Below are 21,276 nucleotides of genomic sequence, written 5' to 3'. Positions count from 1 at the left end.
GCCACATTTGTACGGCATGTAATTGATCTAAAACTGAAATCGGCTAAACAGAGGCTAGCAGCCCGGATGGGCCGTGGTCAAACGTACCAGCCGAAGACGTGACAATTGGCGGAACCTGTAAGCCAAGAGCTCGAGGCCGCGCTGCTGGCTAACGATTCATGGCGAGACTAAATGCAGAATCCGGATTGATATCGTTGAGCTTGCGTGCAGTGCCACGCATCGCCGATTCGTAGATCCGGATCAGGCCGGCGGCATGCACCGCGAGCGTCATCGGAGCGGCCCAATAGCGCTCATAGGCGGCTCGCCCTGTGCGCTGCACAAGCCGGCTGTCGGCGAGCTTCGCGAAGACCGCAGCGAGTGCCCCAACATCCGGCTCGACGGTGAACCCGGTCACACCGTCCTCGACCTTTTCGGAGGCGCCCGCGCGGGTCGAGGCGACCGCCGGGATACCGGCAGCGAGTGCTTCGTAGACGGTGAGCGGCCCTGTCTCGTACCAGCGCGACGGTGCGCAGACGGCGCGCGCGCGGTTGCGCAGAACCGCCTCGACCTCCACTGGGCTGCGCCAGCCGAGCACTTCGACGCCGGGCGTTGCCCGCAGCCGCTCTTCGAGCGGACCCGCCCCGATGAACAAAGCCGGGATCCCGGCCTGCCGCGCCGCGTCGGCGACGAGGTCTGCACCCTTCTCCGGCGTCAGCCGGCCGACATAGGCGATGGCGTCGCCCCTGGCCGGCTCGGCTGCCGGCCCCTTCGGCGTGCGCACGGGATTGTCGAGGCGGTGATGCCGCAGGTCGAAGCCGGCGAGCAGGGCGTCGGCCCGTCCGACGCTGGCATCGCAGACATGGACGACGTCGAGATGGCCGGCGCCGATCGCTGTCCGCATCGCGGCCGATCGGGCGACGCGCACCAGCTTGTGCAGCCGGCTCTTCGGATCACAGGAGGCCGCGATGCAGGAGGCAGAGAGCGGCTTCAGCGTGCAGGGCTCGGCTCTATCGAAGCGGTAATAGAGACCGTTCGGGCAGGCTAGAAAGTAGTCGTGCAAGGTCACTGCCACCGGTACGCCGCGGGCGAGCAGAACGGGCAGCACTGACGGCGAGAGCGCGCGGGTCCATTGATGCAGGTGGATGCAATCGGCCCGAACAGGCAGCGCATCGAGGGCGGCGCCGAGCCTGCGGGCGGCCTCGCCGTGCCAGATCCCGGTGACCGCCCCCTTCCAGGCCGGCAGCGACCAGACGTCGGCGAGGCCGAGACTGATATGCCGGATGCGCGGATGGTCGAGCAGCGCGTCCGCCGGCCCGTCGACCGCCTGAATGAAACTGACGGCGACGCCGGCCTCAGCGAGGCCGCGGGCGGATTCCACGGCGACCTTCTCCGCGCCGCCGCTTGCGACGGCGAATTCGGCGAGGATCACGACATGCATGGCAGGACGCCCCGGTCGCCGGGCGTCTCGCGGCCCGGATCGTCTTCGGGTTTACGCACGATCAACTGCCGACCGGTAAAGATGATCGACTTTCCCCGGAATGATCGGCTGCCGTCGTGCGTGTCGTCCTGGTTCTCGATCACGCCCACATTAATGGAGGGCAGGCGAAAGTCGCGCTCGACTCGGCGTTGGGGCTGCGATCGCGGGGACACGCCGTCACGGTCTTCGCCGCCGTCGGCCCGGTCGATCCGCGACTTGGAGCCGCCGGCATCCGCGTCGTCTGCCTCGGGCAGGACGACATCGCTTCCACGACGAACAAACTCGCCTTCGCGACCCAGGCAATCTGGAACCGCAAGGCCGCCGCCGCACTCGCCAGGGAACTCCGGCACTACGATCCCGCCGACACGCTGGTGCATGTCCACGCCTTCGCCAAGTCGCTCTCACCCTCAATCGGCCCGGCGATCCGGGCATCGGGCCTGCCGTGCCTCTACACGATGCACGAGTTCTTCCTGGTCTGCCCGAACGGCGGCTTCTACGACTACCCGGCGAAAGCCATCTGCCACCGCACGCCGATGTCGCTCTCCTGCCTCGGCACAAATTGCGATGCGCGCTCTTACCCGCGAAAACTCCTGCGGGTCGTGCGCCATGTCGGCCTGGATCACGTCGCCCGTCTGCCCGACCTGTTCCGCCATGTTGTCACGATCAGCGCATTGCAGGAGCGTGTGATCGCGCCGTTGCTGCCCGAAACCACGGTGTTTCACCGCGTCGACAACCCGATCTCGGTGGCCAAGGCCCCGCCCCGCTCCGGCCCGCCCGGCGACTTCCTGTTCGTCGGCCGCATCTCGACCGAGAAAGGTGCGCCGATCTTCGCGGAAGCCGCGCGCAGGGCGGGGGTACGGCCGGTCTTCGTCGGCGACGGGCCGAGCGCGGCAGAGCTCAAGGCGCACTACCCCGAGAGCGTCATGCTCGGCTGGAAGCAGGCGGGAGAGGTCCAGGCGCTGATGCGCGAGGCACGGGCGCTGGTGTTCCCGAGCATCTGGTACGAGGGCCAGCCGCTCACGGTCTACGAGGCTCTGGCCGTCGGCTGCCCGGTCGTCGTCAGCGATGCCTGTGCCGGACGTGAGGCGATCGAGGACGGCGAGAACGGCTTCTGGTTCCGCTCCGGCGATCCGGCCGCGCTCGCCGCGCATCTCTCGCGGCTCACGGACGACGTACTCGCCGACAGGCTGAGCCGGCAGGCGCACGAGCGCTACTGGTCCGGCCCGCTCAGCGTCGACGCCCATCTCGACCGGCTCGAGCAGGTCTACGAGCGCGTGGCCCGCGAGGCGGCGGGGCAGCGCCACCGCATCGCCGCCGGGGCCACCCGTCGCCCACCGCCGATCGGCACGGAAACACCGCCGCGCGCGCTGCGTTGACCGGGCACGCGCACCGCGATGCGGATGCCGACCCGAAGTAGCGAGTGACCCGACATGTCCGAGACGACAGCCAAAAATCCGGCCGGCGGCGACGCCAAGGCCGACGAGCACGGCAAGCGTCCGAGCGACAAACCGACCGGCGACACGTCCAACCCCGCCAACACGCAGGGCAAGATGGAAGACCGCCTCGACGAAGCCCTCGAAGAAACGTTTCCGTCGAGCGACCCGGTCTCGGTGAAGATCACGAAGTAGTCGAGAAGCTGCCACGAAACGAAAAAACGCCGGGGTGGATGCCCCGGCGTTTTTCATTTGTCGTCGCGGCATCTTCGACCGGAGCGGTCTACTGCTCCAGCAGCCGGCGAGCGATCACCTGCGCCTGGATCTCGGCCGCGCCCTCGAAGATCGAGAGGATGCGGGCGTCGCAGAGCAGGCGGCTCACCTGGTATTCGAGGGCGAAGCCGTTGCCGCCATGGATCTGCAGGGCGTTGTCGGCGGCCGCCCAGGCGACGCGGGCACCGAGCAGCTTGGCCATCCCGGCCTCGAGGTCGCAGCGCTTGCCCTCGTCCTTCTCGCGGGCCGAGAAGTAGGTGAGCTGGCGGGCGATGTTGATCTCCACCGCCATCATCGCGATCTTGTCGGCGACGCGGGGGAACTCAACCAGCGGCTTGCCGAATTGCACCCGTTCCTCAGCGTAGCGCAGGCCGACATCGAGGGCCGACTGGGCGACGCCGATGGCACGGGCGGCGGTCTGGATGCGGGCCGACTCGAAGGTCTGCATGAGCTGGGCGAAGCCCTTGCCCTCGACGTCGCCGAGCAGGTTGTTGCCGGGGACCGAGAAGTCCTCGAAGGACAGCTCGTATTCCTTCATGCCGCGATAGCCGAGCACGTGGATCTCGCCGCCCGACAGGCCCTCGACCGGGAAGGGCTCCGCGTCGGTGCCGCGGGCCTTCTCGGCGATGAGCATGGAGAGGCCGCGATGGCCCTTCTCCTCGGGCTTGGTGCGCACCAGCACCGTCATGATGTCGGCGCGCACGGGGTGCGTGATCCAGGTCTTATTGCCGTTGATCTTCCAGACGTCGCCCTCCTTCGTGCCGCGGGTGCGCAGCGAGGCGAGGTCGGAGCCGGTGTTCGGCTCGGTGAAGACGGCGGTGGGCAGGATCTCGCCCGAGGCGAGCTTCGGCAGGAAGCGCTGCTTCTGCTCCTCGGTGCCGCCGCCGAGGATCAGCTCGGCCGCGATCTCCGTGCGGGTGCCGAGCGAGCCGACGCCGATATAGGCGCGCGACAGCTCTTCCGAGACGACGCACATCGAGATCTTCGGCAGGCCCATGCCGCCGTATTCCTCGGGGATCGTCAGGCCGAAGACACCGAGCTCGGCCATCTTCTCCACGATCTCCATCGGGATGTAGTCGTTCTTCAGGTGCCACTCGTGCGCCTGATCGACGACCTCGGCCTTGCCGAAGCGGCGCATCTCGGAGCGGATGGATTCCATGTCCTCGTCGAGGCCGGAATCGCCGATCGTCGCAGAGCCGGCGCCGACGCCTTCGCGGATCTTGACGACGAGGGCCTTGCGGTTGGCCGCCGTATTGCCGTCGGCGATCGCCGCCTCGACGGCCTCGGTGCGGTACTGCGCGAGCTCGCTCTGCTGGAAGCCCAGCGACGAGGTCGGGCGGACCATCTCGCCCTGGCTCATCGGGATGCCGCCGAACATCTGGTCGAGATATTCGCCCGCGCCGATCTTCACGAGCAGCGTCTCGGTCTCGCCGAGCTTGCCCTCGGACTGCAGGCGCTCGGCGTAGCCGGCGAGTTCGCGCACCGCCTCACCGTAAGTCGCGAGCCAGGCGAGGCCGTGGGCGGCATGCTGCTCGGCTTCGAGCTTGGCGGCGTCGACCTTGCCCTCGGGCGTCAGGACCAGCTTGCGGACGCGGGCAGTCGCCTCGGCGACGAGCTTCTTGGCGGATACTGCCGCATCGCGGGTCAGGCCGACGAGGTCCTGGGTGTCGTTGGCGGGGCTGATGGCGGGGGAAGCGGCCATGTCTCACTCTCTCGTGATATGAAGTCCTTGAGGGTCATTATAGGGTGGATCGGCCCTGCAGTAGAGGTTTGTTGCCCCACCCCGCTGCGATCCCGGCTGAATGCAAAATGCAGTCAGCCCCGGCTGGCCAAGGCGACACCTGCCGCAGCGACGGCCATGCCGGCGATCTGCATCGGGCTCAGGGCCTCGTCGAACATCACGAAGGCCATCACGGCGGAGACCGGCGGGACCAGGAAGAACAGCGACGCGACCCCCGCGACCGCTCCGCGCCGGATCAGCGCCATCAGCAGGAGAATGCCGGCAACCGAATTTCCGAGCACCGACCATACGAAGCCGAGGCCCAGCGGCCAGCCGACATCGAAACGCCAATCACTGAGGAACGCTGCCAGCGGCACCATCAGCAGCGACGCTCCGGCGAACTGGATGGTGGCGTTGGCGAGCAGATCCACGCCGCCGCCCGTGCGCTTCTGCCACAGCGTGCCAAAGGTCATAGACACCATCGCGCCGATGCATACGGCAAGCGCCATGGGCGGAATGCCGGAGGCGTCGACTGCGCCGAGCTTCGGCATCAGCACCAACGCCGCGCCGAGAAATCCCGTACCGATACCGGCCCAGCGCCGGCCGGCGACATGCTCGCCAAGCATCGGCCCGGCGATGGCAGCCGTCAGGAGCGGTTGCAGGCTGCCGACGAGGGCGGCGATGCCGGCGGGCAGGCCGCGATGCACGGCCCAGAACACGCCGGCGATGTAAACGCCCTGCATCAGCACGCCGGCGATCAGCGCGTCCCGCCCCGCGCGCCCCGATGGCCAGCGCACGTGCCGGACGCAGGCGATCGCGAAAAGCACCACGGTTGTGGCGATGACGCGCACCGCGACGAAGGCCAGCGGCTCCGCATGCGGGGCGACGAGGCGCGCCGTGACGAAACCGGTCGCCCAGATCACCACGAACAGGCTCGGGATCAGGGCGGCCTGCAGCCCGGCGGAGGTCCTCGGCATGATGCGCGGCCTGCACCATGCGACGGGCGGCGATGCAACCTCCGGCGTCGGCGGGCTGCCATGCGCCGGCTGTGACCGGCACGCCACCGCCGGCCGCGAAACGGCGCGACGCCCGCCGCCACGTTGACGGACCCGCGCCGGTTCCGCGTAAGTCGGCCCAAGCCCGCCTGCGGGCACCCGGACCGAACCGAAGCCGCCGTACCCGTGAACCGCACCCGCAAGAGCCTCGACGTCGCCGGAATCGCCGCGCAGCGCTTCGTCGCCCATGACGGCTGGGCCATCGCAAGCCACATCGCGCTGTCGCTGCTGACCTCGCTGTTTCCGTTCCTGATCCTGCTCGCGGCGCTGGCCGGCCTGTTCGGCTCGAAGTCGCTGGCGGACGAGGCCGGCACGCTGCTCTTCGACGCGCTGCCGCGCGAGGTGGCAAACCCCATCGTCGGCGAAGTCCACCGGGTGCTCACCGAGCAGCGCGGCGGCGTGCTGACGCTCGGCGCGGTGCTGGCCCTCTACTTCTCCTCCTCCGGCGTGGAATCCTTGCGCGTCGGGCTGAACCGCGCCTATGGCCGGCGCGAGATGCGCTCTTGGTGGCTGACCCGGCTCGAATCGATCGGCTACGTGATCTGCGGCGCGTTCGCGATGCTCGCCTTCGCACTGCTGGTGGTGCTGGGGCCGTTGTTGTGGCGGCAGGCGGTGTTCGTGGCCCCGGGTCTCGAATCCCTCGGCCTCACCGTCACCATCGCCCGCATCGGCATCACGGCCCTGCTGATCGCGGTGGTGCTGGTGATTGCCCATAAGTTCGTCGCGGCCGGGCGTCGGCCGCTGATCGCGGTGCTGCCGGGAATTGCCGTGACGTTGCTGCTGTGGTTCCTCGCGGGCCTAGGATTCGGCTTCTATCTCGACCGATTCTCGAACGCCTACGTCTCGACCTATGGCGGCCTCGCCACGGCGATGGTCTTCCTCGTGTTCCTGTACTGGCTCGCCGCGATGTTCCTGTTCGGCGGCGAGATCAACGGCACGGTCATCGCCGCCCGCCGCCAGCGGCTTCAGGCCCGGATGAAGGCGAAGCAGGTCGAGGCGGCCGGCGCGCGGACCGTTCCGCCATGATGCTCGCGAAGTGCCCGATCCTGTGGGGCCGGTGCAACGTCGTCGAGGAGGCGCTGCGCGTGGTGCGCCACCGGGACGTGTTTCTGCACCATTGGTCGATCTACGACCGCTCCGGCCGCATGATCGAGGACAGCGGCTTCTTTCGCGCCTTCCCGGACCACGCCAGCGTCGGCGGCCCGCCCCGGATCGAACCGCCGGCCGCCCCGCCCTGCATGCCCGAGGGCGAGGTGTTCTGGCTCGGGCTGTTCCAAGTCCATTTCGGCCATTTCCTGGTCGGCACGCTGGCGCGGCTCTGGGCGCTGGCGCAGCACGCGGACACCGCCACCCGCATCGCCTACGTCGGCACCGCCGAGCCGGACGCGCTGTTTCGACACGATCACGTCCGGCTCTGCCTGGAGGCCCTGGGCGTCCGGCAGGAGCAGCTGGTGCGGGTCGAGGGGCCGATGCGCTTCCCGTCGCTGACCATCGCCGAGCCGTCCTTCGTCGAGAACTTCTCCGCCTCGCCCGTCTACGGCCGGATGATGCGCGACATCGGCGACCGCATCCTCGGCGAGGCCGCCGCCGAGACCGGCCCCCCGGCGGACCTCTGGCTGTCGAAGGCGCTGATCACGTCGGGCAACCGCACCATCGTCAACGAGGCCAAGCTGACCGAGGCGCTCGCGCGCCACGGCATCGCCACCGTGCATCCCGAGCGCCTCGGCTTCGCCGACCAGCTTCGGCTCTGGTCGCGCACCCGCCTCGCCATGGGTTTCTCGAGTTCGGCCTTCCACACGACGGCGTTCCGAGGCGGGCGGCAGCTCTGCACGCTGTCGAACAACCTTGCCGCGTCGAGCAACCAGGCCCTGATCGATCGCGTCTGCGGCAACCGGAGCCTGTTCCTGCACGCGATCGACGGTCTGCGCGAAGAAGAGAGCACGGTGCCGGGCTTCACCGTCTCGATGGTCATCGCGGATCCGGCCTGGATGGCGGCCGAACTCGCCCGGATCGCCGACGCCTTCCGCGACGGACGTATCTCGCCGCAAGCGTCTGCGCGCGTACCGCGACGGCTCTGGACGATTCCATCGGGTCCCGCCCCGTTCGGCGCGGATATGGCCGGGCAAGGCGCGGTGAAGGCCCAGCGCCGGAACGGCCGGATCACCCGTTGGCAGATCGGCTGGAAGGCGGTGCGCTCGGTCAACGCCATCACGGTCCGGGACCGCGCCGGCTCGGCCCGGAAAGCGGCGCTCTCGGTGCAGGTCTCGGGCGACGCCGTTACCTGGAACACCGTTTCGGGGCCGGACGCCATCGAAGCGAGGCCGGACGGCCCCCATGCCACCGTATTTACGTTTCGGTCCGGCTACCCCCTCCCGAGCCACTTCGTTCGGATCGAGGTGATGCCGGGTTCGGATCTGGACATCGGCGAGATCGCCGTGTTCGGCGAGCGATTGGAGCCGGAGGTCGGGCTCCCCGACGCACTGATGCACGCTGTCCTCGACCGCCGTTCGAGCAATATCTCCCCAGCCGGCCCCGTCGGCGTGCTTTCGCGAGCACGTGCCTGGATCGGCTCCCTGCGATCACGACGCCCGACAGGATAAGGTCCGTCAGATATCACACAGTTCTTTTGGCTGTGGTTCTGGCATGACCACGATACCGGCGAGAACCATCAGATTGTATAAAAACATATAATTGATGAACTTACGGGATCTTCGAGCAAGACAGTCGTGAACTTTATGCGGATCGGCGTCGTTGATTGTGCAGCAGCAGACGAGTGCGCCTGAAGGCGCACCGATCGGCTTGCTGAAAGCGAAGGGAAACGCTCAATGACGAAGATGATCTCGCGCGCCGGCCTCGGTGCGGTTCTCGCACTCGCGCTGCTGGCGACCTCCGGCGCATTTGCCGAGGAGAAGGCCTCCGACGGCAAGACCTCCGGTTCTGCAGCAGGCAGCACCGCGGAACCGTCCAGCAAGGGTGGTGGTTCGGCCGACAAGAACATGCAGGAGAACGCTGCTTCGGCCGACAAGGAGAAGCAGAAGGGCGCTTCCGGCAAGTAACGCCTTCCCCTTCCAAATCGACTTCCGACGCTCATCTCCGGCTTCGCAGCCGGAGGTGGGCTTTTGCCTGTCCGTCACTGAACGTGTTCTCTGACGATGTCCGTTTCGCGAAGAATTTCGGGATACCCAGCCGATCCGTCGGGTCGGTGACGGAACTTCGACCCTCTGCGGCGCTTTGACCCTGCGCTCTCTGTGACATCCCTCGCCTGATCGGCCTGCAGTCCTCCCGGACGGCAGGTCTTTTTTTGCCGATACTCTCCGGACCGTCGGATGATCGCGACGGACGTCGCGTCACTCGCGAACGTGTCGCGCGATGCGAGGGGCGACCGAGGTGCAGGTACGAAAAAGGCCGAAGCGGTCCGCTTCGGCCTTACGTGTCTCTGCCCGGCGGTCAGGCGGCGATGGCGACCCGATCTTCGGGCATCACGTCGGCCTCGGCCGCCATAAACTGCGCCCGGGCGAGGTCCGTGAAGCGGCCGCCCTCGGCCACCAGCTCGTCGAAGGTACCGCTCTCGACGATCCGGCCTTCGTGGAAGACCAGGATGCGGTCGGCGTTGCGGATCGTCGCGAGGCGGTGCGCGATCACGAAAGTGGTGCGGTCCTTCATGACCTCCTCCAGGGCGCCCTGGAGCTTGCGCTCGGTGGAGGCGTCGAGTGCGCTCGTGGCCTCGTCGAGGATCAGCACCGGCGGGTTCTTCAGGAGAGCGCGGGCAATCGAGAGGCGCTGGCGTTCGCCGCCGGAGAGCGAGCGGCCGCGTTCGCCGATGATTGTATCGAGGCCGTCCATCTGGCGGGCCATGAACTCGCTGGCCTGGGCGCGATCGAGGGCGTCGAGCATCTCCTCGTCGGTCGCATTCGGGCGGCCGACCTGGAGGTTCTCGCGGATCGAGCGGGCGAACAGCATCGGCTCCTGGAAGACCACGCCGATGTTGTGGCGCAGGCTCGTCAGGCCGATGTCGCGGATGTCGGTGTCGTCGATGCGGATCGAGCCGGCACTCGGGTCGAAGCTGCGGTGCAGCAGGCCGAGCGTGGTCGACTTGCCCGAGCCCGTAGTGCCGACCAGCGCGATGGTCTGCCCAGGCGCGGCTTTGAACGAGACCCCGTCGAGGGCTTGGCGGCGGCCGTCATAGGAGAAGGCGACGTCGTCGAAGCTGACCTCGCCCTCGAAGCGGGCGACCTGCACGGCGTGCGGGCGGTCGCGCACGGTGGGCACCGTATCGAGGATCTCGAAGAACTCGCGCATCTTCGGAGCCTGCTGGAACAGGCCGTTGACGAAGGTAACGACGTGGTCGAGGCGCGAGACCAGCATGGTCGCGAGGCTCATGAAGGCCACGACCTCGCCGACGGTGGCCGCGCCGTTCTGGTGCAGGACGATGCCCGTTATGAAGATCGCGGTCATGGTCAGCGTGGCCGAGGCCTTGGTGGCGACGGCGGCGAGCGCCCACCACGACAGGACCGGAATCTGCGCCTTGAGCAGGTTCGAGATGATGCCGTGCATGGCCTCCTTCTCTGCCTTGGCGCGGGTGAAGGACTGGATCACGGCGACGTTGCCGATGGCATCCGAGGCGTGCGCGGCGAGGCCCGAATGGAACTGCTCGACCTTGCCCTGCAGCTGCTCGGTGCGGCGCATGACGAAGGAGGTCAGCGCCGTGAACACGACGACCAGGACGACCAGGATCGAACCGAGCTGCCAGTTGATGAACAGCGTCATCGGCAGCAGCACGCCGAGCGAGACCAGCCCGACGAAATGGTCGCGGAAGAAGCCGAGCCAGAGCCAGGACATGCCGTTGGTGCCCTCGAGCATCGCCTTGAGGACGCGGCCGGAATGGTTGGCCGAGTGGAAGGCGAGCGGCAGGTCGAGCACGTGCTCGAAATAGCCGGCCATGGTCGAGAGGCGGTTGCGGTGGGCGAGCCGATCGGAATGCAGGGCGATGGTGACGCCGGCACCGATGGTGAAGATGCCGAAGCCGACCCAGGCGGCAATCCACGGCACGAGTGTCGCGAAGGCGTTGTGGCCGCGCGTGAGGTGCGTGAGACCGTCGATGATGCGGCCCATGATCAGCGGCTCGGCGAAGGCCGCCACCGCGAGCAGGACGTTCGCGCAGACGAGGCCGATCGCAAGGCGCTTGTCGGCGCCGAGGAGACCCATGACCCGCGCATAGAGACGAATCATCGACATGGTGGACACAGCTCCCAACCCGCCCCGGAGAAACGGTCCGGGCAGAGGCCGCGGCACCGATTCTTCGTCCGATCGCGAACACGGCTCTGGCGGCCCTTATCGCATCGTGACGAAGGGCTTATCGCAAATCCAGGCTGAACGCTGCATGACCCGCGGAATCATTTCCGGGTCCGCTTTTACGGTTCGTTCAGTGTAATTTTTTAGATCTGTGACACCGCTCCGCCATCTGCGCAGGGCCTAGGGTCGAGCGTCGCGTCATGGATCTCGCAACCGGTGTCGGTTTGCTCGGCGGTTTCGGCGTCGTCTTCACGCTGATCATGATCGATGGCGGCGATTTCAGCGCCTATTACGACAAGCACGCCATGATCGTGATCTTCGGCGGCGCCACCATGGCGACGATGATGCGGTTTCCGTTCTCGACGATCCTGCACGGATTGCCGATGGGCCTGCGCTTCGCCTTCACCATGCGCGCCGTGAAGCCGCGCGAACTCATCGAGGAGATCACCAAGATCGCCGAGGTCGTGCGCAAGTCCGGCCCGATCGCGCTGGAGAGCATGGAAATTTCCGATCCGTTCCTGGCGCAGGGCGCCCGCTACATCGCCGACGGCTACGATCGCGAGTTCATCCGCGACACGATGGAGCGCGACCGCGACAACTTCCTGATGCATCTCGACGAGGGCTCGAAGATCTACCGCGCGTTCGGCGACTGCGCCCCGGCCTGGGGCATGATCGGCACCATCCTCGGTATGGTGACGATGTTCGCCCACATGTCGGACCCCTCGAAGCTCGGCCCCGCCATGGCGACAGCGCTACTCGCGACGCTGTACGGGGCGCTGATCGCGAACATGATCGCGCTGCCGCTCGCCGATAAGCTCCACCTCAAGCTGGAGGAGGAGGACGTCTCGCGCTCGCTCATCATCGACGGCATCCTGCTGATCCGCGACCAGAAGAGCGCGACCCTCGTGCGCGAGATGCTCATCGCCTACCTGCCGCACAACACCCGCGAGGACATGTCCGAGGCCGTGGCCTGAGCGGGGAGGATCGTGAGTCGTGGCCAGGAAGAAACGCGGCGGGGCGCATGGCGGTCACGGCTGGTTCGTGACCTTCGCCGACCTCATGGCGCTCCTGATGAGCTTCTTCGTGATGATCGCGGCGTACTCGACCCAGGACCAGAAGAAGATGCAGCTCGTCGCGGGCTCGATGCGCGACGCCTTCGGCGTGAACAAGGATTCGCGCTTCGCCGGCATCATCGAGGTCAACGGGCTGCCCATCGCCGACAAGGTCAAGAACAAGCGCGACATCCCGCCGGAGCAGGCCTCGGATCACACCGCGCCGCCGACGGTGGATCTCGGCATCGACGAAGGCATCCCGCTGAACGGTTACCCGGAGGGCTTCGGCCTCGCAGCCGCCTCGCTGCGTCAGGCGCTGCAGGATATGCCGGAAATCTCCGAGCTGTCGAAGAACGTCATCGTCTCGCCGACGAACAAGGGCCTCGACGTATCGATCGTCGATCAGGACGGGCGCTCGATGTTCCCGGAGGGCTCGAACCGGCCGAACGAACTCACGCGCCGGCTGCTGGAAAAGCTCGCCCCGGCCCTCGCCAAGATGCCGAACCGCATCACCGTCACCGGCTACACCGCCAGCGAGAAGCCCGGCCGCAGGCCCGCTGCCCCGCCCTGGGAGCTCTCGGCCGGCCGCGCCATCAGCGTGCGCGACATCCTCGCGCAGTCCGGCGTACCCGACGACCGCTTCGCCTCCGTCACCGGCAAGGCCGACACCGAACCGATGTTTCCGGACAACCCGTACCTCGCGGCCAACCGCCGAGTGACGGTGACGCTGCTGTCGGAGGCGCCGCCGACGCCCGCCGGCAAGGGTCTGCCGTAGCGATCCGTCGGTCTACTTCGCGACGAGCAGCGCCCAATACACCTTGTACTTCGAGCCCGGCGCGTAGGCGGTGGCGATGCCCATGCGCCCGGCCTCGGCGCTCAGCATCACCGCGTTGTGCGGAGGACTGTCGCGCCACCCCGAAAAGGCTTCGGCGAGGGTGTGGTAGCCGGCCGAAAGGTTGGCGCCGGGGGATGCGTAGCCGAGACGGCCGATCGCCGCGCTGACGGTGCGGCTATGGCTCGGCTTGTCGGCGACCGCCATGGCGGCGGCCTCGGTCTCGGCGAGCTTCTGGAGCTCCGGATCGACCACGAGCGGGGGCTCGCCGCGACCCTTGCGATAGGCCGAGATCATGTCGCGCGCCGCCGTAGTGTCGACATGCGCGTTCGACGTGGTCAGCGGGAGATAGAGGCTCGGCAGCCCAGTGCTCGGCTGCATGTCGCCGGCACAGCCCGTGAGGATGCCGGCGGCGAGGCCGAGGCCGGACGCGGCACTGAGGCGGCGCAGAAGACGGCGCTCGGTCACGGGTTCTCGACTCCACAGGATGAGCCCCTGAAATGGGACTCCAGCGTGGCCGTCTCAAGTGGCGAGTCGCACTTGGCCGTGGACGGTCGTTCTCGAGGGCGCTGCCAGCTCAGGCCAGTCCCGGCGCCTCCAGGCACCACGCCAGAATACCCTTCTGCGCGTGCAGGCGATTCTCGGCCTCGTCGAACACCACCGATTGCGGACCGTCGATCACCTCGGCCGTGACCTCCTCGCCGCGATGGGCCGGCAGGCAATGCATGAAGAGCGCGTCCTTGCGTGCGGCCTTCATCAGCTTGGCGTCCACCCGGTAGGGCGAGAGCAGGTTGTGACGATAGTGCTCGTCGTCGTCGCCCATCGAGACCCAGCAATCTGTCACGACCGCGTCGGCCCCCTCCACCGCCGCATAAGCATCCGTGGTGGCGTTGACGCGGGCGCCCTCGCGCTTGGCCCAGTCCGCGAGCGCGGGCGGCATCGCGAGTTCGGGCGGCGCGGCGACGTTGAGGGTGAAGTCGAAGCGCGCGGCGGCGTGGACCCAGCTCGCCAGCACGTTGTTGGCATCACCCGACCAAGCCACGGTGCGGCCCTGGATCGATCCGCGATGCTCCTCGAAGGTCAGCACGTCGGCCATGATCTGGCACGGGTGCGAGACCTTCGTGAGCGCGTTGATGACGGGCACCTCGGCGTTCTGCGCCAGCTCGACCATCAGGCCGTGATCGAGGATGCGGATCATGATCGCGTCGACGTAGCGCGAGAGCACGCGCGCCGTGTCGGCGACGGTCTCGCCGCGGCCGAGCTGCATTTCCTTGCCGGTCAGCATCAAGGTCTCGCCGCCGAGCTCGCGCATGGCCACGTCGAAGGAGACGCGGGTGCGGGTCGAGGGCCGGTCGAAGATCATCGCGAGTTGGCGCCCGGCCAGAGGCTGCTCGTCGGCGGGCCGGCCCTTGCGGCGGATGCTCTTGATGGCGGCGCTCGCATCGATGATGCGGCGCAGGTCGGCTCCGGAAAAATCCTTGAGGTCGAGGAAGTGGCGGACGTCCCGTCTCGCACCGTTTGCAATCGCGGCCATAATCTCGTGCTTCGCTTGTCGTTCGTGTTCGTACGTGTCGGTCAGGCCGCTCCGCGGACCTGCGCCTCGAGGGTGCTCGCCGCGGCATCCAGGCGCTCGACGGCCTGGGCCACGTCGTCCTCCGTGATGATCAGCGGAGGCAGCAGACGCACCACGTTGTCGCCGGCCGGGATCACGAGCAGTTTCTGCGCGCGGGCGGCGGCGGCGAAATCGGTATTGAGTACGTTGAGCTTGAGGCCGAGCATCAGCCCCTGCCCCCGGATCTCGGTGAAGACCCGCGGGTGACGGTCGACGAGCGCCGCGAGCCGCTGCTTCAGCAGCAGCCCGGTCCGCTGGACCTGCTCCAGGAATCCGTCGGCGAGGATCACGTCGATCACGGCGTTGCCGACAGCCATCGCCAGCGGATTGCCGCCGAACGTCGTGCCGTGCGTGCCAGCAGTCAGGCCGCGCGCGGCCTCCGTGGTGGCGAGGCAGACACCGAGGGGAAACCCGCCGCCGATGCCCTTGGCCACGGTCATGATGTCGGGCGCGACACCGGTCCATTCATGCGCGAAGAATTTTCCGGTACGGCCGACGCCGGTCTGGATCTCGTCGAAGATCAGCAGCAAGCCGCGTTCGTCGCAGATCGCGCGCAGGCGGCGCAGCACATCGTTGTCGATGGCGCGCACGCCGCCCTCGCCCTGAATCGGCTCGATCATCAGCGCAGCGGTCTCGGGGCCGATCACGGCGTCCAGCGCCTCGAAATCGCCGGCCGGCACCTGGTCGAACCCGTCGACCTTCGGTCCGAAGCCCTCGATGTACTTGGCCTGCCCGCCGGCCGCGATCGTCGCCAACGTGCGGCCGTGGAAGGCACCCTCGAAGGTGACGATCCGGTAGCGCTCGGGGTGGCCGCCGACCGCATGGTACTTGCGCGCCATCTTGATGGCCGCCTCGTTCGCCTCGGCGCCCGAATTAGCGAAGAAGGCGACGTCGGCGAAGGTGGCGTCGACCAGCCGCCGGCCGAGCCGCTCGCCGTCCGGGATCTGGAACAGGTTGGAAGTGTGCCAGATCTTCTGGGCCTGCGTGGTCAGCGCCTCGACGAGATGCGGATGCGCGTGGCCGAGGGCGTTCACGGCGATGCCGGCGCCGAAATCCAGGTATCGCTCACCGTTGTCGGCCACGAGCCAAGCGCCCTCGCCACGCTCGAAGGCGATCGGCGCGCGGGCATAAGTCGGCACGAGGGCGGAGGTGGAAGCGGATGCCAAGGGGCTCTCCGTGACGGGGCCGCACGGGCGGCCGTTCCAAATGAAAGTGCCGCCTCGAGGACGGGCGGCACGCGGGCGATTACTATGACATGGGCTCTACGTGTCAATTGTGACAGCGTTGCCAACGGGATTCGGATCACCGCAACGCCTTGCGCGCCGGCCTCGGCCCGTGCTCAGAGCGCTGGCAATCAGCCATTCGGTTCGGAGGGACGCGCATGAGTTCGGTCAAGGAACGCCTGGAAAAGCTCGGCATCACCCTGCCGAAGGCGGCGGCGCCGGTTGCGAACTACGTGCCGTTCGTGCGCGTCGGCAACCTCGTGGTGATCTCCGGACAGATCTGTTTCGGCGCCGACGGCAAGCTCGCCGACGAACACAAGGGCAAGCTCGGCGCGGAGGTCTCGAACGAGGCGGGCATCGCGGCGGCACGGCTCTGTGCACTCAACGTGCTGGCACAGGTCCAGGCGGCGGTGGGCGATCTCGACCACGGCGTCGTGCAATGCGTGCGGCTCGGCGGCTTCATCAACGCCGTGCCGAGCTTTGCCGGCCTCGCCCCGATCATGAACGGCGCCTCGGACCTGATGGTCCAGATCCTCGGCGACAGCGGGCGCCATGCACGCTCCACCGTCGGCGTCGCAGAATTGCCTCTCGACGCGGCCGTCGAGGTCGAAGCCATGTTCGAAGTCCGCTGAGGGTGGCCGCACCCGACTGGCTGACCGCGCGGCCGATCGCCCATCGCGGGCTGCACGACCGTGCCGCCGGCATTCCGGAAAACACGATCGCGGCGGCCGAGGCCGCGATCGCCGGAGGCTACGCCATCGAGTGCGACGTGCAGCCGAGCCTCGACGGCGAGGCCATGGTGTTTCACGACGAAGGCCTCGGACGATTGACGACGTCGAGCGAGCCGACGGCGTCGCGCAACGCCGCCGACTTGTCGAAGCTCGCCGTCGCGGGCACGCAGCAGCGTATCCCGACGCTACCGGAATTCCTGGGCATGATCGCCGGCCGCACGCCGCTGATCATCGAGGTGAAGACGCAGTTCAACGAGGATCCGCGTCTCTCCCATCGCGTCGCCGAGGTCATCGCCGGCTATACCGGGCCGGTGGCGCTGAAGTCATTCGATCCACGCATCGTCGCGGCGCTGGGCGAGCTGGCGAAGGGCGTGCCGCGCGGGATCGTCGCCGAGAAGAGCCAGGAGGATCCGTCCTACGCCCGGCTGACGCGCACCCAGCGCTTCGGCCTCGCCAACATGCTGCATCTGCACCAGAGCAGGCCGGACTTCGTGTCCTGGCGCGTGGACGACCTGCCGGGCGGGGTGCCGTATCTCTGCCGCCAGCTCGGCCGGATGCCGGTCATGACCTGGACGGTTCGCACCGACGACCAGCGCAAGACCGCCGCCGCCCATGCGGACCAGATGGTGTTCGAGGGGTTTCGTCCGTGAGGTGAAGCCGAGACGATCGGCTTCAATTCTCGCAGTCCGGCCAAGCGAAGCCGGCCGGCCACCCCCGAAGAGAAATCAGCGGCAGGCCAGGACCTTGGCACCTTCGGCGACGAACTCTGCGGCGACGCGCTGCTCCGCATCGGCACGGGGGCTGTGGGCGACGCGAGCGGCCTCCCGGGCGAGGCGGGCGTTACAGCCGCAAGAGGGCAAGCCCGTGCCGACCGAAGGAGAACAGGCATCGTGATGCATGCAGGCTTCGTCGAGGGCATCCACCGGCGGACGGCCGACGCCGCGGCTGCCGGGGCCGCAATAATTGCCGTGGAAGACGAGATCGCCCTTGGTATCGGGTTGATCGCCGTCCGAACCGTCGACGTCGGGCGTCTCGATGTTCGGGATTTCGATCCCGGGCAGATTTTGGGCAAAGGCCGGGAGGGCCGCCGTGCCGGCGAAGGCCGACGAAAGGGCGAGCGCCAGGGCGAGACGCCGGCCCGCGCTACGGAGGGGGAAGAAGACCACGTTCAGTTCTCCTCGATCGATCATAAACCCCTTGCGAGAAGCTCCCATCGTCGTAGACGCCGGCAGACAGGCGCAAGGTGTCCGGTCTCGATGGATCAGAACGGTGGCGTTCCCGTCGGGGTTCCCCGCGGCGGGCGCTCCGTCCTGTCGGGAGATCGCGGCCAGAACCGATCGTTCCGACCCGCGCGGGCGTTTCCGACGCAGGAGCCATTGAGTGGCGACACCCACACTGTATGTGGGTATTTTCTCCACTTAATCCGAGATCGCAACAGAGAAGGTGCCGAAACACACGTCGTGGGATTGTATCCCACATGAAGCGGACTAAGCTCGCGGCCATGTCCGACCCGACCGACAGGCCCGAGCCGACCGACGCCGCATCCCCCCAGGCAGCGAGCCTTCATGCGCCCGTGGCTCGCCTGCTTCGGCCGCTGGTGCGGCTGTTCGTGGCGCGCGGCATCACCTTCCCGGCCCTCACCAACCTGCTGCGCGAGCTCTACGTGAACGTGGCCGAGTACGATTTCGCGCTGGCGTGCAAGGAGCAGACGGACAGCCGCGTGAGCCTGCTGACGGGAATCCACCGCAAAGAGGTCCGGCGCCTGCGCGGGGCGGGGGCGCCGGTGAGCGAGGTGCCGGGCGTGGTCTCGCGCACCAGCCGGATCATCGCCCGCTGGATTGCCGCCCCGGAATTCACCGACGGCCAGGGTCGGCCGCTGCCGCTTCCGCGCCTCGCCGAGGAGGCCGGTCCATCCTTCGAGGCGCTGGTCGCCGGCGTGACGCGTGACGTGCGCCCCCGTGCGGTCCTCGACGAATGGCTCGACCGTGGCCTCGCCGTGCTCGACGACCAGGGCCGCGTCGTGCTGCTCGAAGGCGCCTACCTGCCACGCGGCGGAGGCGAGCCGCAGTTCTCTTGTTTCAGCCGCAACCTGCACGACCACGTCGCGGCGGCCGTCGAGAACATCATGGGCGAGGCGCCGCGCTTCCTTGAGCGGGCCGTGCATTACGACGGCCTCTCGCAGACGCTCGCGGAGCAACTCGAGGCGCGGGCTTGCGAGATCGCCATGGACGCCCTGAGACAGGCCAACGCCGAGGCGCACGCGGCCTGCATCGACGATCCCGGCGGGACGCATCGCTGGAATTTCGGCATCTACGTGTTTCGCGAGGAGACCCCGCCTGCGATCACTCCCCCGGCCCCCGTCGCGACCGCTTGAGGAGACGCGCCGAGAGCGACGCTTTTTCTATCGCGACGCCGCCGCCTACTCGCCTCGGTGCGCCTGCCGCATGCGCAGCAGGCAGATCCGAGCGACCGCGGCATCGGCGGAACGGGCGTGATCGGCACGATCCGCCGTTTCGGCTCCATCGCCGTCAACGACCTGCGCATCGGCTACCCGCATGACGTCGCGGTGCGGATCGACGGCGCGCCGGCCCGGGCGGCTGCGTCTGCGATGGAGGCGGCGGACGCTGAGCGCGCCGCTTTGCGCTCGCCCTCCTACCGTTCACTCTCCGTCCGAGAAATTCGCGGCAGCGCGGGACACATTCGGCGTTCGGGCGTTCTGTGATCGATCCACCCGCCGCGCGGGACCTGGCGCCGGGCGGATGGAGCATGGTTTCGAGGAGTACGGACATGGTGGACACGGATCGGGTCATCGGCGGTGCCAAGGACCTTGGCGGCAAGGTCCAGGGCGCGGTTGGCGACGCCCTCGGCACGTCGCGCGACTCAGTCGAGGGCCGCTACCGCGAGGCGGAGGGCAAGGCCCAGGAGGCCTACGGCCAAGCCAAGGACAAGGCCCGCGACGTGGCGGACAATGTCGGCGATTACGTCGGCGACGCCTACGAGCGCGGCAGCGACTATGCACGGGAGGCCTATGACCGCGGCAGCGACTACGCCCGCGACGCTTACGACCGCGGCGGCTCCTATGTCCGGGACGGCCACCGCGCCGTGACCGCGCGCGTCGAGGAGAACCCGATGGTGGCGCTCCTCATCGCCGGCGCCGTCGGCTATGGCCTCGCGCTCCTCCTGAACAGCGGCAATCGCCGCTAGCCGCCAACGGAAGACCCCGCCGGCCGAAAGCGGCGGCGGGGTTCACGGTCATGAAGTCCGCGCTGCGCTATCCGCGGCACCGGGCTCGAACGGCGAGCGGGCGACAGTGCCGCTGGGCCCGTATTCCGAACATCGATCGTTTTCTGAAATTCCTGGCGCAGGATCGCCCGGTCGTCGCCGGCGATGCGGACATCCTCGCGCACTCGATCGTGAGGTCGGGAAACGCTGCCATTGAACGGCGGCAAACCGTCATACGACGGCAACGACGCGCCGATCCGATCCGATCCGATCCGATCCGATCCGATCCGATCAGAGACGCCGGCCTCAGGCGGAAGGCGCACACCCGGCTCACAATGCCGCGCATCGGCAGTCGGGCAGTTTAAAGCCTCCTGACAATTCCCTGACAGGTCGAGTCAGCCCTGCGAGGAGGCGCGATGTCACAAGACAGTGCCCCCGGCGAAACAGCGTGCGCTCCGCAGCGCTGCCGGAGGAAGCAGGACGACGGCATGCTCACCTCGGCTTTGATCCCGGCACTGACCAGCGCGGCGATTTTTGCGCTCGCTTTTCTCAGCAGCTTCATATCACGACAATTTCGATCGCCGCCAAATTGAAGTATTTACAAATTCTGTTATAATATCGGTAATAAAAATCACCACGTACCCTTAATGCGGCCAAACATCGAAGGATTGCAGCTCGATGACATTTTTTTATGCAATATCTCCTGGTCTTGAAGCGGCCTGTCTGGGCTTTTCGGCGGGTATTATCTTGGCAGCCATCACCTTTGCCGGGATAAAGGTGTTTGGTCACAGATATAAATTCTGAGATTTTGCGACTGGATCGCGACAAGAGTCGATCGGCCCGGAATCGCTCCGCGGAGCGAAGGGCGGTCGCGGGACCAAGGCGATCTGCGTGCAACGTGGCTGAGAGAGCGTGCCACGCCCTGCCGGGTCGACCCACGACTGCCGGAGTCAAGCACGCAGCGGACCGGGTCTCCGAGCTACGGAACTGCCAGGAGAGTCCACTCTATCGGACTGACGTCGAGCGACGCTTCGGCGTCACGGATCGGCATGGGGCATGACGGACCGAAAAGCCGAATCGGCAAGATCAACGCCCCGAGCCGGCAGCGCCGACGGCGAGCAGATAGGATTATCCAGCGCTCACATCGAAGTTAGAATAAATAAAAACTTCGATCTTTCAGCAAGAAGTCTGCTCTTTTCCCGTGATATTATCGTATTGAGTACGGATTTTTCCGCTGCTAGACCGAGCCGATCGACCAAGTCCGGCAACCAAGCTTCCGGATACGGGTTTGCTCCCGGCATGTCGGCCCGGACGATGCCTGTTCGGGCATGCCGGGCTCCGATCGTAGAGGCGCTCGCCGACGGGCGAACCAGTA

General features: G+C 67.4%; 21 protein-coding genes and 1 pseudogene. 14 read left to right on the top strand and 8 right to left on the bottom strand.

The genetic code is table 11. The annotated features are described in order from the left end of the window. Positions 1–148: 148 nt before the first annotated feature. On the bottom strand, positions 149–1,417 hold the full coding sequence (locus MFF07_RS07855; protein ID WP_238231471.1) for a glycosyltransferase: 1,269 nt from the start codon (positions 1,415–1,417) through the stop codon (positions 149–151). A gap of 116 nt (positions 1,418–1,533) precedes the next feature. On the opposite strand from MFF07_RS07855, the gene MFF07_RS07850 reads away from it, so the two are divergent. Both MFF07_RS07850 and MFF07_RS07845 read left to right on the top strand, forming a co-directional pair. Then, the gene (locus tag MFF07_RS07850; RefSeq protein WP_238231469.1) at positions 1,534–2,832 is read left to right on the top strand and encodes a glycosyltransferase family 4 protein; all 1,299 of its coding nucleotides are present in this window, start codon (positions 1,534–1,536) and stop codon (positions 2,830–2,832) included. A 54-nt stretch (positions 2,833–2,886) separates the two neighbouring features. Beyond that, entirely contained in the window at positions 2,887–3,084 is a 198-nt protein-coding gene (locus MFF07_RS07845) for a hypothetical protein (RefSeq protein ID WP_238231468.1), read from the top strand. 88 nt (positions 3,085–3,172) lie between these two features. Here MFF07_RS07845 and MFF07_RS07840 read toward each other — a convergent pair whose 3' ends face one another. Both MFF07_RS07840 and MFF07_RS07835 read right to left on the bottom strand, forming a co-directional pair. Continuing rightward, positions 3,173–4,864: an acyl-CoA dehydrogenase family protein gene (locus MFF07_RS07840; protein WP_238231466.1), complete on the bottom strand. Its 1,692-nt coding sequence runs from the start codon at positions 4,862–4,864 to the stop codon at positions 3,173–3,175. A 113-nt stretch (positions 4,865–4,977) separates the two neighbouring features. Next, complete coding sequence (locus tag MFF07_RS07835; protein ID WP_238231464.1) at positions 4,978–5,859, bottom strand: DMT family transporter; 882 nt, start codon at positions 5,857–5,859, stop codon at positions 4,978–4,980. A 204-nt stretch (positions 5,860–6,063) separates the two neighbouring features. Between MFF07_RS07835 and MFF07_RS07830 the strand changes: the two genes are divergently transcribed. From MFF07_RS07830 to MFF07_RS07820, 3 genes are all read left to right on the top strand, one after another. Then, complete coding sequence (locus tag MFF07_RS07830) at positions 6,064–6,963, top strand: YihY/virulence factor BrkB family protein (protein ID WP_238231462.1); 900 nt, start codon at positions 6,064–6,066, stop codon at positions 6,961–6,963. Further along, a complete protein-coding gene (locus MFF07_RS07825; protein WP_238231460.1) occupies positions 6,960–8,537 on the top strand; it encodes a glycosyltransferase family 61 protein in 1,578 nt (525 codons plus the stop codon). The genes MFF07_RS07830 and MFF07_RS07825 overlap by 4 nt, the downstream gene beginning before the upstream one ends. Before the next feature lie 225 nt (positions 8,538–8,762). After that, complete coding sequence (locus MFF07_RS07820; RefSeq protein WP_238231458.1) at positions 8,763–8,993, top strand: hypothetical protein; 231 nt, start codon at positions 8,763–8,765, stop codon at positions 8,991–8,993. A 391-nt stretch (positions 8,994–9,384) separates the two neighbouring features. Here the strand turns inward: MFF07_RS07820 and MFF07_RS07815 are convergent, their stop codons facing one another. Beyond that, on the bottom strand, positions 9,385–11,172 hold the full coding sequence (locus MFF07_RS07815; RefSeq protein WP_147813787.1) for a glucan ABC transporter ATP-binding protein/ permease: 1,788 nt from the start codon (positions 11,170–11,172) through the stop codon (positions 9,385–9,387). Between the two features lie 257 nt (positions 11,173–11,429). On the opposite strand from MFF07_RS07815, the gene MFF07_RS07810 reads away from it, so the two are divergent. Together MFF07_RS07810 and MFF07_RS07805 are read left to right on the top strand one after the other, a co-directional pair. Further along, positions 11,430–12,203: a motility protein A gene (locus tag MFF07_RS07810; protein ID WP_238231456.1), complete on the top strand. Its 774-nt coding sequence runs from the start codon at positions 11,430–11,432 to the stop codon at positions 12,201–12,203. Positions 12,204–12,222: 19 nt separating this feature from the next. After that, entirely contained in the window at positions 12,223–13,056 is an 834-nt protein-coding gene (locus MFF07_RS07805; RefSeq protein ID WP_147813783.1) for an OmpA/MotB family protein, read from the top strand. A 12-nt stretch (positions 13,057–13,068) separates the two neighbouring features. On the opposite strand, the gene MFF07_RS07800 is transcribed toward MFF07_RS07805, so the two are convergent. From MFF07_RS07800 to MFF07_RS07790, 3 genes are all read right to left on the bottom strand, one after another. Beyond that, on the bottom strand, positions 13,069–13,494 hold the full coding sequence (locus MFF07_RS07800) for a CAP domain-containing protein (RefSeq protein ID WP_238231517.1): 426 nt from the start codon (positions 13,492–13,494) through the stop codon (positions 13,069–13,071). A gap of 196 nt (positions 13,495–13,690) precedes the next feature. Next, on the bottom strand, positions 13,691–14,647 hold the full coding sequence (argF, locus tag MFF07_RS07795; RefSeq protein WP_147813781.1) for an ornithine carbamoyltransferase: 957 nt from the start codon (positions 14,645–14,647) through the stop codon (positions 13,691–13,693). Between the two features lie 41 nt (positions 14,648–14,688). Further along, positions 14,689–15,891, bottom strand: a complete 1,203-nt coding sequence (locus tag MFF07_RS07790; RefSeq protein ID WP_238231454.1) for an aspartate aminotransferase family protein — start codon at positions 15,889–15,891, stop codon at positions 14,689–14,691. A gap of 215 nt (positions 15,892–16,106) precedes the next feature. Here MFF07_RS07790 and MFF07_RS07785 point away from each other — a divergent pair, with 215 nt between their 5' ends. Then, on the top strand, positions 16,107–16,580 hold the full coding sequence (locus MFF07_RS07785; RefSeq protein WP_147813777.1) for a RidA family protein: 474 nt from the start codon (positions 16,107–16,109) through the stop codon (positions 16,578–16,580). Between the two features lie 2 nt (positions 16,581–16,582). Next, positions 16,583–17,329 (top strand): glycerophosphodiester phosphodiesterase family protein, encoded by a 747-nt coding sequence (locus MFF07_RS07780; protein ID WP_238231452.1) that lies wholly within the window; start codon positions 16,583–16,585, stop codon positions 17,327–17,329. A 75-nt stretch (positions 17,330–17,404) separates the two neighbouring features. On the opposite strand, the gene MFF07_RS07775 is transcribed toward MFF07_RS07780, so the two are convergent. Further along, positions 17,405–17,845: a phospholipase A2 family protein gene (locus tag MFF07_RS07775; RefSeq protein WP_238231451.1), complete on the bottom strand. Its 441-nt coding sequence runs from the start codon at positions 17,843–17,845 to the stop codon at positions 17,405–17,407. Positions 17,846–18,180: 335 nt separating this feature from the next. Between MFF07_RS07775 and MFF07_RS07770 the strand changes: the two genes are divergently transcribed. From MFF07_RS07770 to MFF07_RS22495, 5 genes and pseudogenes are all read left to right on the top strand, one after another. Then, positions 18,181–19,053: a DUF6502 family protein gene (locus MFF07_RS07770; protein WP_238231516.1), complete on the top strand. Its 873-nt coding sequence runs from the start codon at positions 18,181–18,183 to the stop codon at positions 19,051–19,053. 90 nt (positions 19,054–19,143) lie between these two features. After that, a pseudogene (locus MFF07_RS22775) lies at positions 19,144–19,278 on the top strand (DUF5666 domain-containing protein); the annotation flags it as partial. 188 nt (positions 19,279–19,466) lie between these two features. Then, positions 19,467–19,883 carry a CsbD family protein gene (locus MFF07_RS07760; RefSeq protein WP_238231449.1) on the top strand — a complete coding sequence of 139 codons (417 nt, stop codon included), beginning with the start codon at positions 19,467–19,469 and terminating at the stop codon, positions 19,881–19,883. A gap of 50 nt (positions 19,884–19,933) precedes the next feature. Next, on the top strand, positions 19,934–20,266 hold the full coding sequence (locus MFF07_RS07755; RefSeq protein ID WP_238231447.1) for a hypothetical protein: 333 nt from the start codon (positions 19,934–19,936) through the stop codon (positions 20,264–20,266). A gap of 313 nt (positions 20,267–20,579) precedes the next feature. Then, positions 20,580–20,705, top strand: a complete 126-nt coding sequence (locus MFF07_RS22495; protein ID WP_283206817.1) for a hypothetical protein — start codon at positions 20,580–20,582, stop codon at positions 20,703–20,705. Positions 20,706–21,276: the final 571 nt, after the last annotated feature.

Source organism: Methylobacterium thuringiense (assembly GCF_022179645.1).
In the GTDB taxonomy this organism is placed as follows: Bacteria; Pseudomonadota; Alphaproteobacteria; order Rhizobiales; family Beijerinckiaceae; genus Methylobacterium; species Methylobacterium thuringiense.
The sequence above is the reverse complement of the archived record's forward strand: the minus strand, read 5'-3'. Positions and strand labels throughout refer to the sequence as shown.